Consider the following 12,527-nt stretch of genomic DNA (forward strand, 5'->3'; position numbering starts at 1 on the left):
GCCGTGGTCGAGGCTCCCGTCATCCAGGCGGACGCGCCCCCCGCGCCGCCTTGCGCTCTGGTGATCTTCGGCGCCTCGGGCGACCTCACCAAGCGCCTGCTCATGCCCTCGCTCTACAACCTCGCCCATGAGGGCGTGCTCGATGCGAACTTCACCATCATCGGCGTCGACCGGGTCGAGCACGACGATGCGAGCTTCCGCGAGCACCTGACCGACGCGGTCGAGGAGTTCGGCGCCAAGAGCCATCCGCTCGACCGCGAGGTCTGGCAGTGGCTGATCTCGCGCATCGGCTACGTCACCGGCGATTTCGACAGTCCTGAGACCTATGAGCGGCTGAAGACCCGCCTCGCCGATCGCCAGGGCGAGACCGGCGACGCCAATGCCGTGTTCTATATGGCGGTGACGCCGCGCTTCTTCGCGCCGATCGCCGAGCACCTCGGCGCCGCCGACCTGCTGACCGAGGGCGAGAACGCGTTCCGCCGCTTCGTGGTGGAGAAGCCCTTCGGCACCGACCTCGCCTCGGCGAAGGCGCTCAATGCGCGCCTGCTCGCCGTGGCGGACGAGAACCAGATCTACCGCATGGACCATTTCCTCGGGAAGGAGACGGTCCAGAACGTGATGGCGCTGCGCTTCGGCAACGGCATGTTCGAGCCGATCTGGAGCCGCGGCTATGTCGACCATGTGCAGATCACCGCGGCCGAGACGGTCGGGGTCGAGCAGCGCGGGCGCTTCTACGATGCCACCGGCGCGCTGCGCGACATGGTGCCCAACCATATGTTCCAGCTCCTCGCCATGGTGGCGATGGAGCCGCCCAACTCGTTCGACGCCGACGCGGTGCGCACCGAGAAGTCGAAGGTGATCCAGGCGATCCGCCAGATGCGGCTCGGCGAGGCAGCGACCCATGTGGTGCGCGGCCAGTACCGGGCCGGCGAGGTACTGGGCAAGCCGGTGGCGGATTATCGCGAGGAGCCCGACGTCTCCCCCGAGAGCCACACCGAGACCTTCATCGCCATCAAGTGCCTGATCGACAACTGGCGCTGGAACGGGGTGCCGTTCTACATCCGCACCGGCAAGGCGCTCGCCACCCGGCGCACCGAGATCGCGATCCACTTCAAGAAGGCGCCGGGCGTCCTGTTCCGCAACGATCCCGACTGCGAGCTGGCGCCCAACGTGCTGGTGATCCACGTCCAGCCGGACGAGGGCATCTCGCTGCGCTTCGCCGCCAAGGTGCCGGGCCGCAAGGTGCGCCTGTCCGAGGTCGACATGGACTTCCGCTATGCCGACTACTTCCAGTCCGCTCCCTCGACCGGCTACGAGACGCTGATCTACGATTGCCTGTCGGGCGATCCGACGCTGTTCCAGCGGGCCGACAACATCGAGGCCGGCTGGGCGGCGGTGGATCCCATCCTCAAGGCGGTCGAGGCCGGGATGATCGACGTGCACGGCTATGCCGCCGGCTCGAGCGGGCCGACCATGGCCGACGTACTGCTGGCGCAGGACGGCTTCCAGTGGCTGCCGCTCGAACGGGACCGCCCGCGATGACAGACCAGACGACCGACACGACCCCCGGCCCGGCCCGCCCGCCGCGCGCGACCCGCATCTCGCTGATGGTGTCCGACGTCGACGGAACGCTGGTCACGCCCGACAAGCTGGTGGCGCCGGCGACGGTCGAGGCGGTGCGCCGCCTGCACGCGGCCGGCGTCGCCTTCGCCGCCGTGTCGAGCCGCCCACCGCGCGGCATGAAGATCCTGATCGAGCCGCTCGAGCTCGAGATCTTCGGCGGCTTCAACGGCTCCTCGATCGTCCATGCCGACTACTCCCCGGTGGAGCAGCACTTCGTGCCGCTGGAGGCCGCGCATCTGGCGGTCGACACCATGCGCGCGCGGGGCGCCGACATCTGGGTGTTCGCCGACAATGAGTGGTACATCGAGAACCCGGACAGCCAGTACGTGCCGCGCGAGATCCGCACGGTGCAGTTCCAGCCGACGCTGGTCACCAGCTTCGGCGACCATATCGGCCGGGCCGGCAAGATCGTCGGCTCCTCCTCCGACTTCGACATGCTGGCCGCCTGCGAGACCGAGCTGCAGGCGCTGCTCGGCGATCGCGCCTCGGCCCGGCGCTCGCAGCACTACTATCTCGACGTCACCGCGCCGGTGGTCGACAAGGGCTACGCGGTGCGCGCCTTCGCCGGCTATTTCGGCGTGCCGCTGAACGAGGTGGCGGTGATCGGCGACATGGCGAACGACCTGCCCATGTTCGCCAATGCCGGGCTCGCCATCGCCATGGGCAACGCGACCGACGCGGTGAAGGCGCTGGCCGACCATGTGACGACCACCAATGCCGAGGACGGCATCGCCAACGCCATCGACCGTTTCGTGCTGCCGCTGGCCGCCGGCCGAAGCTGAGCGCGCGAACGAGAACGGCCCCGCCTCGGTGAGGAGACGGGGCCGCTGTCTAAAGGCGACGCAATGCCGGTTCAGCGGAAGATGTCGTTGAACTGGTCCTTGATCTTGCTCGCCTGCTTCTCCAGCGCCGCATAGTCGACCGGAATGATGGTGAGGTCGGAGACCTTCGGCCCGCCCTCGGGCGGATCGACGTCGATGCGCGCCGAATAGCCGCCGTCGGCGGGGAAGATCTTCTGCGCGTCGGGGCTGATCATGAAGGCGGCGAAGGCCTTGGCGGCGTTGGGATGGTCGCTGCCCTTCACCACCGCGGTCGGCGAGGGAATGACGAAGGTGCCGTCCTTGGGATAGACGGTCACGATCTCATGCCCGCTCAGGCGGTCTTGCGCGGCGTAGGAATCGAGCGCGCCGACGGCGATCAGGCGCTCGCCGCGCTTGAGGTTGTCCGAGACCTGCTGGTTGCCCTGGACGATCATGATGTCGTTGTCGGCGAGCTTCTGGTAGAAATCCCAGCCGAGCTTCTGCGACAGCGTGCCGACCACCGAGAGCTGCAGCGAGGTGAAGGACGGGTCCGTCATCACCATCTGGCCCTTGTATTTGGGATCGGTGAGATCGGTCCATTTCTGCGGCCGGTCGGCCTCGGCCACCTTGTCCCCGCGCATGTAGATGGTGATCAGGTTGAGGCGCTGGCCGATCCAGTTGCCGTCCGGGTCCTTCGCCGCGTCCGGGATCTTGTCGAAGCCCACCGGCTTGAACGGAACGAAGGTGCCCTTCTCCGCCATCACGTTGGAGGCCGCCGGGTCGGAGGTCGTGAGCACGTCCGCCCCCACCCGTCCGGCCGAGAGCTCCTGGTAGAAGCGGCGCAGGATCGCCGAGCCGCCGGAGCGGAACAGCTCGACCTTGATGCCGGTCTGGTCCTCGAACAGGCGGGCGAGCTTGTTGGCCTGCTCGATCGGGGTCGAGGTGTACCAGACCACCGTTCCCTCCTGCTTGGCCTTGGCCATGTCGACGTCTTCGGCAAAGGCCGGTGCGGCGCCGAGCCCGCCGAGCACGAGCCCGGCGGCGGCGGCGAGGCCGAGGGTGGCGAGATGGCGCGCCATGAAACTTCGGCGTGTTTCGACACGAGCGTTGGTCATGGAATTTCCTCCCGGGGTTCGGTTCTTGTGTCGTTGAGTAGACCCGCTCAGCCGCGGTAGATCGGCTCGGGCTGGGTGAAGAAGGCGTGCAGGATGTGCAGCACCAGCATGTAGTTCTTCTGCTGGAACGAGGCGTGCGAGATGCCGGGCATCATCGCGAACTGCTTGTCGGAATTGGGCAGGCGCTTGAAGAACTCGACCAGGTCGTCGAAGCCGGCGATGCCGTCATATTCGCCGCGCATGACGAGGGCCGGCACCGGGATCCTGGTCGGGTCGATCACCGGCAGATTGGTGCACATGTCGATATAGGTGCCGTTGGGCATCGAATCGTCGAGCGCGAGGATGCCGTCGGCGAAGGCCTCGATCACCTTGTCCTCGGCGGTGCCGGGGTGGTCGCGGTTGAAGATCGAGTAGACGAACGCCTTGTCGATCGGGCGCCGCTCGCCGGCGCGGTAGTCGGGCAGCTTCTTGCGCCGGTTCTCCAGCGTGTGGCTGCCCTCCCCGGTCCATACGAAGGCGTCGAGCGCGAGCCGCTTCACCCGGTCGGGGCAGCGCTCGGTGAAGGCGGCCGCGCGCAGCGCGCCGGACGAGATGCCGTAGACGTAGAGCGGGCCGCAGTCGCGGGTCTTCAGGATGTAGTCGGTGGCGGCGACGAGGTCCTGCGCCCCCTCGGCGATGGTCGCCTGGGTACCCGGGCGCTTGTCGGAGCGGCCATATCCGCGCATGTCGACGGTCCAGGTCTCGAAGCCCTTGTCGACGAAATAGTCCATCGCCGAGGACCAGGGACGGCCGGGCACCTGGAGGTCGAAGGTCGGCTGCGAGGCCATGGACGAGCCGTGCACGAACAGCACCGTGCCGGAAGGCGCGCCGGCCTCGGGCGCCTTCTGCCAGAGGAACAGCTCGGCATCGCCGTTATGGGTCCAGTGCTCGCGGCCGGCGATGGCCGGCTTCAGCGCGGTGGCGCTCTGCATGATGGGCTCCGTTGTCAGTGCTTGACCATCGGCGTCGCCGCCGCGGCCTGGGGGAAGACGCTGCATTCGCCGGCGTCGATCGAGACATGGACCTCGTCGCCGACCTGGAACGGCTCGAGCGGATGGGTCTGGGCGCGCAGCACCGCGCCGGAGGCGAGCTCGAGCCAGTATTCGCTCAGATTGCCGAGATAGGTGTGCTCGGTGACGCGGGCGACGAGCTGGTCCGGGCTCTCGCGCAGGCGCGAAATCCGCACGTTCTCCGGCCGCACGGCGAGGTCGACCGCCTGGCCGGCGTGAAGCTTCGAGCCGACCGGGGCGGCCATCTCCACCCCGTCCACCACCAGCACCGGCGCGCCGCCCGTACCCGCGCGCAGCTCGCCGGGCAGGAAGTTCACGATGCCCATGAAGTCGGCGACGATCTTGTTGGCCGGGCGCCGGTACACCTCGTCGGGCGAGCCGTATTGCTGCAGCTTGCCGCCATGCATCACCGCGATCTGGTCGGAGAGCGCGAGCGCCTCGGCCTGGTCGTGGGTGACGTAGACGAAGGTGATGCCGGTGCGGCGCTGGAGCTGCTTGAGCTCGACCCGCATGCGCTCGCGCAGCTTGGCGTCGAGATTGGAGAGCGGCTCGTCGAGCAGCAGGATGCCCGGCTCCACCACCAGGCTGCGCGCCAGCGCCACGCGCTGCTGCTGGCCGCCGGACAGTTCGTTCGGCAGCCGGGCCTCGAGGCCGGCGAGGTTCACCAGCGCCAGCGTCTCCTCGACCTTGCGCCGCGCCTCCTCGGCCGGCACCTTGCGCAGCTTCAGCCCGAAGACCACGTTCTCGAACACCGTCTTGTGCGGCCACACGGCGTAATTCTGGAACACCATGCCCATGCCGCGCCGGTCCGGCGGGGCGACGCCGTCGACCGAGGAGATGACCCGGTCGTCGACGCGGATGGTGCCCGCATCCGGCACCACGTAGCCGGCTATGAGACGCAGCGTCGTGGTCTTTCCGCAGCCCGAGGGGCCGAGAAGGGTGACGAACTGGTTGTCCTTGATGTCGAGGTCGAGGTCGGTCAGCGCGGCCATGCCGCTGTCCTTGCCGCCGTAGAACTTCGACAGTCCGGAGATGCGAATACCTGCCATCAGCCCATAACTCCCGGTCGCGAATTGCCTGAGGCCCCGGTCTTCATGCCGAGCCGGCTGCCGCCGAACCGCCGGGCGATGCCGATGGCGGTGGCGATGATGATCATGTTGATGATGGCGAGAGCGGCGACGGGTTCGGTGTAGCCGGTCTCGTAGAGGTTGTAGACGGCGACGGCGAGGGTGATGGAGTTCGAGGAGAACAGCAGGATCGAGGCCGAAAGCTCCTGGATCACCGGCACGAAGACCAATAGCCAGCCGGCAAACAATCCCGGCTTGATCAGCGGCAGGGTGATCTCCTTCATCGTCTGGCCCCAGGAGGCGCCGAGGATGCGCGCGCTTTCCTCCAGCGAGGGGTCGATCTGGCGCAGCGAGGAGTTCGCCGCCCTGACGCCGAGCGGGACGTAGCGCCCGACATAGGCGAGCAGCAGGATGGCGAAGGTGCCGTAGAGCGAGACCGGCATGGAGAGCCAGAACTGCAGCAGCGCCACCGCCATGACGATGCCCGGCAGGCCGAGCGGGATCAGCGAGGCATAGTCGAGCAGCTTGCGGCCCGGCATGGTGGTGCGCACATCGATCCACGAGATCATCGCGCCGAGGAACACGCAGGCGGTGGCGGCGAGGATGGCGAGGCCGAGGCTGTTGACGATGGCGCGGCGCGTCACGTCGTAGTCGATCAGCACGAAGCGGTAATTGTCGAGCGTCAGGTTGTGCCAGAAGTCGAGGCCCCAGGACTTCGAGAACGACACCGCGATCAGCGAGCCATAGGGCAAGAGGATCGCCACGATGAAGGTGACGACGCAGGCGGCGAACAGCACCCAGCGCCACGGCCCGAGATCCATGAGCTGCGGCCGCGCGCCCTTGCCGGCCAGCGTCACATAGGAGCGCTTGGCGAGGAAGGCGCGCTGCAAATAGAGCGCGGCGACGGTGATGGCGATGAACATCAGCGACAGCGCCGAGGCGGTGCCGAACTGCGGGGGATAGTCGAACAGCGAGTAGATGCGCGTCGGCAGCGTCACGATCCGCCCGGGCAGGCCGATGATGGCCTGCGAGCCGAACAGGGCGATGGCGTTGACGAAGGCGAGCAGCGTGCCCGACAGCACCGCCGGCGCCACCAGCGGCAGGGTGATGGTGAGCGCGGTGCGCAGCTTGGAGGCGCCGAGAATCTGCGCCGCCTCCTCATAGGAGGCATCCACCGACTGCAGCGCCGAGGAGGAGAGCAGGTAGACGAAGGGGAAGGTGTGCAGCACGGTCACGAAGACCAGGCCGCTCATGGTGAAGATGTTGAAGCCGATGTCGAGCCCCAGCACATCGCGCAGGAAGACGTTGATCACGCCCGCATTGGGGCTGAACAGGTTCACGAAGGCGATGGCGGTGAGGAAGGGCGGCGACAGGTAGGACAGCGTGGCGGTGACCTGAATGAGGCCCTTGCCCGGCACGTTGGTGCGGCTCACCGCCCAGGCCAGCGGCACGCCGATGAGCACGCTGATGAGGCCGGTCCAGCTGCCGAGGATCAGCGAGTTGCCGAGCGCCCGCAGATAGGAGCGCCCGGTCAGCGCCTCGGCGAAGAATTCGCCGGTCAGCCGGCCGTCCTGCCAGACGCTGGCCGCGATCAGCGACAGGACCGGCAGAACGACCAGGATGACGAGCGCGCCGATCGCCGTCGCGATGACGACGGTCTCGAGCCGCAGCCAGTTCGGCAGCGCAGGTGCACGCATCGGCGACGCGATGGTGATGATAGCCATTTTTCCTCCCAGAGCCGGCACCTTCTTCGGGGCGCTTCGGCCGTCAGACGAACCCGTGCCTTCGCGGGCGCGGACGTCAGGCGAACGGGTTGCTCAGCGTGCCGAGCCCGGTGATCGACATGGTCACGTTGTCACCCGCCTTCAGGAATTTCGGCGGGCTGAAGCCGAGGCCGACGCCCGCCGGGGTGCCGGTGGCGATGAGGTCGCCCGGCTCCAGCGTGGTGCCGGCGGAGATGGTCTCGATGAGGCCGGGAATGTCGAAGATCAGGTCGCGCGTATTGGCGTCCTGGCGCAGCTCGCCATTCACCCAGGTGCGCACCTGCAGGTTGGCGGCGTCGACCTCGTCGGCGGTGGTGATCCACGGCCCCATCGGGCAGAAGGTGTCGAGCGCCTTGCCGAGGAACCACTGGCGGTGGTTCTTCTGCCGGTCGCGCGCGGTCACGTCGTTGATGATGGTGTAGCCGAAGATGTGCTCCAGCGCGTGCTCGCGGGCGATGTCGCGCCCGCCCTTGCCGATGACGATGGTCAGCTCGACCTCGTAGTCGACGGCGCTGGTCACCTTCGGGTGGGTGTCGACCGTGGCGCCGGGGCCGACCACGCAGGTCGCCGGCTTGGTGAACACGGCCGGGTAGTCGTCGATCTCCGCGCCCTTCACCGCCCCGGCCTCGTAGCCGGAGCTGGCGAATTCGCGGGCGTGGTCGCGATAGTTCTTGCCGACGCAGAAGATGTTGCGGCGCGGATGGGGGATCGGCGCCAGCAGCTCAACCTGCGACAGCTCCACGGCGTTGCCGTTCATGCGGATCTTCGGCGCGATCTCGTCATAGCGGGCGATCAGCTCGACCATGTCGGCGGCGTCGACCGGATAGACGCGCTCCGCCTCGCTATCGACGAGCCCGACCTGCTCGCGCCCGCCATGCCGAAAAGTAGCGAATTTCATGTTGTGGCCTTGATTGGTTTACCAATTTGAACCATTATAGCGACATTGGTTGACCGGCTGTCAACGGGTCGCGGTCGCGAAATCTTGCGGATGCGCTCGTTTTGAGTGATTTCTGATTTCACGTCGGTGCGAGAATTGGTATACCAAATACCTCATATCAAGCGAGTTGCCATGGATCGCGTTCTGATCGACCGTAAGCCCACCGTCCTGGTCCAGGAGTTCCTGGACGGCGCCATCGGCTCCGGGGCCTATGCGCCCGGCGCCAAGCTGCCCACCGAGCGAGCCATCGCCGAGGAACTGGGCGTGCCGCGCTCGGCGGTGCGCGACGTGCTCTCGGTGCTGGAATCGCAGGGCCGGGTGGTGCGGATCATCGGCAGCGGCACCTATGTCGCCAAGAACGCGCCCAGTGCGCCCTCCCGCGCGGAGCCGCCCGCCGGCGCGCATGCGGGCGACGCCAGCCCGACCGAGATCATGGCGGCGCGCCTGATCGTCGAGCCGCGCCTCGCCCAGCTCGTGGTGATGAACGCCAAGGCGGCCGACTTCGAGCGCATGGAGGAGTGCAACCGCCAGGGCGAGGCGGCGGACGATTTCGAGGCGTTCGAGCACTGGGACGCGGCGCTGCACCAGGCGATCGCCGACGCGACCCACAACCCGCTGATGGTGGCGATCTACGCGACCATCACCAGCGCCCGGGAATTTGCCGAATGGGGTGAGCTCAAGCGGCTCAGCATCACCGCCGAGCGGCGCGACGCCTATCGCCAGGAGCACCGCGAGATCGTCGCGGCGCTGCGGGCGCGCGACGCAAGGCTCGCCGAGGCCGCGCTGACCCGTCACCTGCTGCGGGTGCGGCGCAACCTGCTGGGCGAATAGCCGCGCGCCGGCGGACCGCGCGCGGCCGCTAGCCGGAGAACTCGGTCTCGCGCTTGAGCACGTCCTCGGCTTCCGGATTGAGCGGATGAGCCTCGCGCTCGGGCGGGATCAGCGGTTCCGGCTCGACGACGCCGGTCAGGCCCGGATCGACGCCCCCCGCCTCCTGCAGCGCGAGCCGGGCGAGGTCGCGCTCGCGCACGTCGTTCACCGTCGCGCGCGCCGCCGCCGCGTCGAGCCCGCTCGCGCGCAGCGTCGCCTCGCCGAAGGTCAGCGCCGATTCGAAGGTCTCGCGGATCTCGAAGTCGACCCCGCGTGCGCGCAGCGCCAGCGTGTGCGTGCGGTCATAGGCGCGCACGAAGAGCTGCGGGGCGGGAATGTTGGAGCGCAATATGTCGATGATCCGGTCCGAGGTCTCGCGGCGGTCGACGCAGACGGCGATCACCCGCGCCCGCTCGGCACCGGCGGCGCGCAGCACCTCGAGCCGGGTGCCGTCGCCGTAATAGATGCGGAAGCCGAAGCGCCCGGCGTTCTGGATCATCTCCACGTCGTTGTCGATGATGGTCACGTCGAGCCCGCGCGCTAGCAGGCATTGCGAGACGATCTGGCCGAAGCGGCCGAAGCCGACCACCAGCACCGAGCCGTGCGCGTCGCTGAAATCCTCGTCCGGCTCCTGCGTCACCGCGCTGCGCTCCAGCCGGCGCGCCAGCCGCTCGCCGAACAGCGCGATCGGCGGGCCGAGCAGCATGGTCATGCCGGCGCAGGCGGCGAGCATGTCGCTCTGGCGCGAGGTGATGAGGCCGAGGCCGAGGGCGAGCGGAAACAGCACGAAGGAGAACTCGCCGGCCGGGGTCAGCACCGAGGCCGAGCGCACCGCGTCCGCCCGCGTTCCTTCCGACAGGCGGAACACGGTCCACACCGAGACCGCCTTCACCAGCGTGACCAGCAGCGTGCCGACGATCAGCAGCCAGGCATTGGCGAGCACCACGGCGAGGTTCATCGACATGCCCACGCCCATGAAGAACAGGGCGACCAGAAGCCCGCGAAAGGCCTCCACATTGGCCTCGAGCTCGTGGCGGAAGCTCGATTCGGACAGCATCACCCCGGCGAGGAACGCGCCCATCGCCATCGACATGCCGACCGAGGCCATCAGCGCGCCGGCGCCGAGCACCACCAGCAGCGCCGCGGCGGTCATCACCTCGCGCGCGCCGCTGCGCGCCAGCACCTGGAACATCGGCGTCAGCAGGTAGCGCCCGGTGAGGATGACGATCGCCAGCGCGCCGACGATGATCGAGACGTGGCCGAGCCCCTGCTCGAAGGTCTGCGCCTCGTGGGTGCCGGGGGTGAGCAGCGGCATCAGCGCGATCAGCGGCACCACCGCCATGTCCTGGAACAGCAGCACCGCGAAGGCGCGCTGGCCATAGGGCTGGGAGAGGCCGCCCTTCTCCTCGAGCAGCTGCAGCGCGATCGAGGTCGCCGACAGCGACAGAGCGAGCCCGGCGACCAGGGCCGCGCGCCAGTCGAAATCCTGGCCGGCGAAACGGGTCAGAGCGGCGATCGCCGTTCCGGTGAAGACGAGCTGCGCCAGCCCCATGCCGAAGATCGCCCGCTTGAGCGCGAGCAGGCGCGAGAGCTGGAGCTCCAGCCCGATGATGAAGAGCAGCAGCACGACGCCGATCTCGGCGACGGTGATGATGCGCTCGGGATCATGGAACACGCCGATGCCCGAGGGGCCGATCGCGACCCCCGCGAGCAGATAGCCGACGATGGGGGAGAGGCCGAGGCGCCGCGCCACCGGCACGGCCACCACCGCCGTCACCAAGAATATCAGAGCACCAATAAGGTATCCCTGCCCCTCACCGTGCATTGACCACCGTGCCTTCGCCCCACGACCTCAAAATACCACTGCACGCTACAGGATGGCATGCCGCTTCGGGATGGCAGAACCATGGTTCTTTCACGGCTGCACGGTTTCCGTCCGGAAACGCGTGACCGGCCTCCCGAAAGGCCGCACGCGGTGCCCCCCGGGAGCCCGAAGCAGGCCCGGACGACGGCATCCCGGCGGGATGGGAACGCCCCGCCGGCCGCAGGCCAAAGCGAGCGCGGCGTCAGGCGGCGCGAGCGGATCGGCGCGTGCCGGCCGGAAAACGGACGGGCGGGCCGCCTTCCGGCAGCCCGCCCCATCGATCGTCAGAAAGGGCCGTCCCCGGCCCGGGTCACCCCGCCTCAGTGATGGGAGGCCGTCGGGCCGGGCGGGTTGAGCGTGGGATGGGGGGCGGGAATGGTGTCGCGGCTCACCGGCGGCAGCGTCTTCAGCGCCTCGAACACGGTCGGCATCAGCCCGGCGCCGCCGGCCGCGATGTGGTCTTCCATGCGCGCACGCATGCGCGGGTCCCAGAAGTCCTTCACATGCTTGGCGACGCCCTTCACGGCGCGCTCATGGCCCTGCGGCTCGAAGAACTTGCCGATCTGGTTGGCCATGTAGACCAGCCGGTCCATCGTGTTAGCCGACATGGGCCATCAACTCCGTCTGTGCCCCGCCGAACGCGATGCGATGGGGGTGGGTGAACACTTCAAATCCGTCGTCGCGGGCGATCGCCGCCAGCGTGATGCCCGAGGCCTCGGCCGTGCGCACGGCGAGCGCGGTGGGCGCGGACACCGCCACCAGCACCGGCGCCCCGAGCATGGCCGTCTTCTGCACCATCTCGATCGAGACCCGGCTGGTCAGCAGCACGATGCCGGCCGCCGCGTCCCGCCCGGTGCGGGTGAGATGGCCCACCAGCTTGTCGAGCGCGTTGTGACGCCCGACATCCTCGCGCACCGCCACCAGCCCGTCCCCGGGCTGCCAGAAAGCGGCGGCGTGGACGGCGCGGGTCTCGTGGTTCAGCCGCTGCGCGGTCGGCAGCGCGGCGATGGCCTCGCCGATCTGCGCCGTGGTGAAGCTGCGCCCCTCAGGCACCAGCTTCGCCGGCTTGGTGGCGAGCTCCAGGCTCTCGACCCCGCACAGGCCGCAGCCCGTGGGGCCGGCGATCTGGCGGCGGCGCGCCACCATCTGGCCGGCGCGCTCCTCGTTGAGCCAGAGCCGGATCTCCACCCCCTCGTCGAATTCCAGCGTCTCGATGGATTCGACGTCGGACAGGGAGCCGACCACACCCTCGGTGAGGCTGAAGCCGTAGCCGAAATCCTCGAGGTCGGCGGGCGTCGCCATCATCACGGCATAGGTGGAGCCGTTATGGACGATCGCGACCGCGGTCTCCTCGGGGATGGCGCGCTCGCCCAGACGCACCTCGCCCGCCTTGACGGCGAGACGAGGGACCCGGACGACCGGCGCAATCATGACACGCG

Annotated in this window: 11 protein-coding genes; 3 read left to right on the forward strand and 8 right to left on the reverse strand. The window is 68.5% G+C overall.

Annotated elements, in window-relative coordinates; all coding sequences use genetic code 11:
• The first annotated feature begins 3 nt into the window (after positions 1-3).
• A complete protein-coding gene (gene zwf, locus NVS83_RS08670; RefSeq protein WP_258738954.1) occupies positions 4-1,542 on the forward strand; it encodes a glucose-6-phosphate dehydrogenase in 1,539 nt (512 codons plus the stop codon).
• A complete protein-coding gene (locus NVS83_RS08675; protein WP_258738955.1) occupies positions 1,539-2,405 on the forward strand; it encodes a Cof-type HAD-IIB family hydrolase in 867 nt (288 codons plus the stop codon). Before zwf ends, NVS83_RS08675 begins: the two co-directional genes overlap by 4 nt.
• Positions 2,406-2,476: 71 nt before the next feature.
• On the opposite strand, the gene NVS83_RS08680 is transcribed toward NVS83_RS08675, so the two are convergent.
• The 5 genes from NVS83_RS08680 to NVS83_RS08700 all read right to left on the reverse strand — a co-directional run bounded on the left by NVS83_RS08680 (position 2,477) and on the right by NVS83_RS08700 (position 8,315).
• The gene (locus NVS83_RS08680; protein WP_258738956.1) at positions 2,477-3,502 is read right to left on the reverse strand and encodes an ABC transporter substrate-binding protein; all 1,026 of its coding nucleotides are present in this window, start codon (positions 3,500-3,502) and stop codon (positions 2,477-2,479) included.
• A gap of 83 nt (positions 3,503-3,585) precedes the next feature.
• Entirely contained in the window at positions 3,586-4,509 is a 924-nt protein-coding gene (locus NVS83_RS08685) for an alpha/beta hydrolase (RefSeq protein WP_258738957.1), read from the reverse strand.
• A 14-nt stretch (positions 4,510-4,523) separates the two neighbouring features.
• Positions 4,524-5,636 (reverse strand): ABC transporter ATP-binding protein, encoded by a 1,113-nt coding sequence (locus NVS83_RS08690; protein ID WP_258738958.1) that lies wholly within the window; start codon positions 5,634-5,636, stop codon positions 4,524-4,526.
• The gene (locus NVS83_RS08695) at positions 5,636-7,378 is read right to left on the reverse strand and encodes an ABC transporter permease (protein ID WP_258738959.1); all 1,743 of its coding nucleotides are present in this window, start codon (positions 7,376-7,378) and stop codon (positions 5,636-5,638) included. Before NVS83_RS08695 ends, NVS83_RS08690 begins: the two co-directional genes overlap by 1 nt.
• A 76-nt stretch (positions 7,379-7,454) precedes the next feature.
• The gene (locus tag NVS83_RS08700) at positions 7,455-8,315 is read right to left on the reverse strand and encodes a fumarylacetoacetate hydrolase family protein (RefSeq protein ID WP_258738960.1); all 861 of its coding nucleotides are present in this window, start codon (positions 8,313-8,315) and stop codon (positions 7,455-7,457) included.
• A 171-nt stretch (positions 8,316-8,486) separates the two neighbouring features.
• Between NVS83_RS08700 and NVS83_RS08705 the strand changes: the two genes are divergently transcribed.
• Entirely contained in the window at positions 8,487-9,185 is a 699-nt protein-coding gene (locus NVS83_RS08705) for a FadR/GntR family transcriptional regulator (protein WP_258738961.1), read from the forward strand.
• Between the two features lie 28 nt (positions 9,186-9,213).
• Here the strand turns inward: NVS83_RS08705 and NVS83_RS08710 are convergent, their stop codons facing one another.
• From NVS83_RS08710 to fdhD, 3 genes are all read right to left on the reverse strand, one after another.
• Entirely contained in the window at positions 9,214-11,001 is a 1,788-nt protein-coding gene (locus tag NVS83_RS08710; protein ID WP_258732132.1) for a monovalent cation:proton antiporter-2 (CPA2) family protein, read from the reverse strand.
• A gap of 407 nt (positions 11,002-11,408) precedes the next feature.
• A complete protein-coding gene (locus tag NVS83_RS08715) occupies positions 11,409-11,696 on the reverse strand; it encodes a formate dehydrogenase subunit delta (protein WP_258732133.1) in 288 nt (95 codons plus the stop codon).
• Positions 11,686-12,519 carry a formate dehydrogenase accessory sulfurtransferase FdhD gene (fdhD, locus tag NVS83_RS08720; RefSeq protein WP_258738962.1) on the reverse strand — a complete coding sequence of 278 codons (834 nt, stop codon included), beginning with the start codon at positions 12,517-12,519 and terminating at the stop codon, positions 11,686-11,688. The genes NVS83_RS08715 and fdhD overlap by 11 nt, the downstream gene beginning before the upstream one ends.
• Positions 12,520-12,527: the final 8 nt, after the last annotated feature.

The organism is Ancylobacter mangrovi (genome assembly GCF_024752335.1).
GTDB classification, from domain to species: domain Bacteria; phylum Pseudomonadota; class Alphaproteobacteria; order Rhizobiales; family Xanthobacteraceae; genus Ancylobacter; species Ancylobacter mangrovi.

Coding starts and splice junctions, on each gene's coding strand:
- NVS83_RS08675 (WP_258738955.1), top strand. CDS start 1,539: ATGACAGACCAGACGACCGACACGACCCCCGGCCCGGCCCGCCCGCCG.
- NVS83_RS08685 (WP_258738957.1), bottom strand. CDS start 4,509: ATGCAGAGCGCCACCGCGCTGAAGCCGGCCATCGCCGGCCGCGAGCAC.
- NVS83_RS08690 (WP_258738958.1), bottom strand. CDS start 5,636: ATGGCAGGTATTCGCATCTCCGGACTGTCGAAGTTCTACGGCGGCAAG.
- NVS83_RS08695 (WP_258738959.1), bottom strand. CDS start 7,378: ATGGCTATCATCACCATCGCGTCGCCGATGCGTGCACCTGCGCTGCCG.
- NVS83_RS08700 (WP_258738960.1), bottom strand. CDS start 8,315: ATGAAATTCGCTACTTTTCGGCATGGCGGGCGCGAGCAGGTCGGGCTC.
- fdhD (WP_258738962.1), bottom strand. CDS start 12,519: ATGATTGCGCCGGTCGTCCGGGTCCCTCGTCTCGCCGTCAAGGCGGGC.
- NVS83_RS08705 (WP_258738961.1), top strand. CDS start 8,487: ATGGATCGCGTTCTGATCGACCGTAAGCCCACCGTCCTGGTCCAGGAG.
- NVS83_RS08715 (WP_258732133.1), bottom strand. CDS start 11,696: ATGTCGGCTAACACGATGGACCGGCTGGTCTACATGGCCAACCAGATC.
- NVS83_RS08680 (WP_258738956.1), bottom strand. CDS start 3,502: ATGGCGCGCCATCTCGCCACCCTCGGCCTCGCCGCCGCCGCCGGGCTC.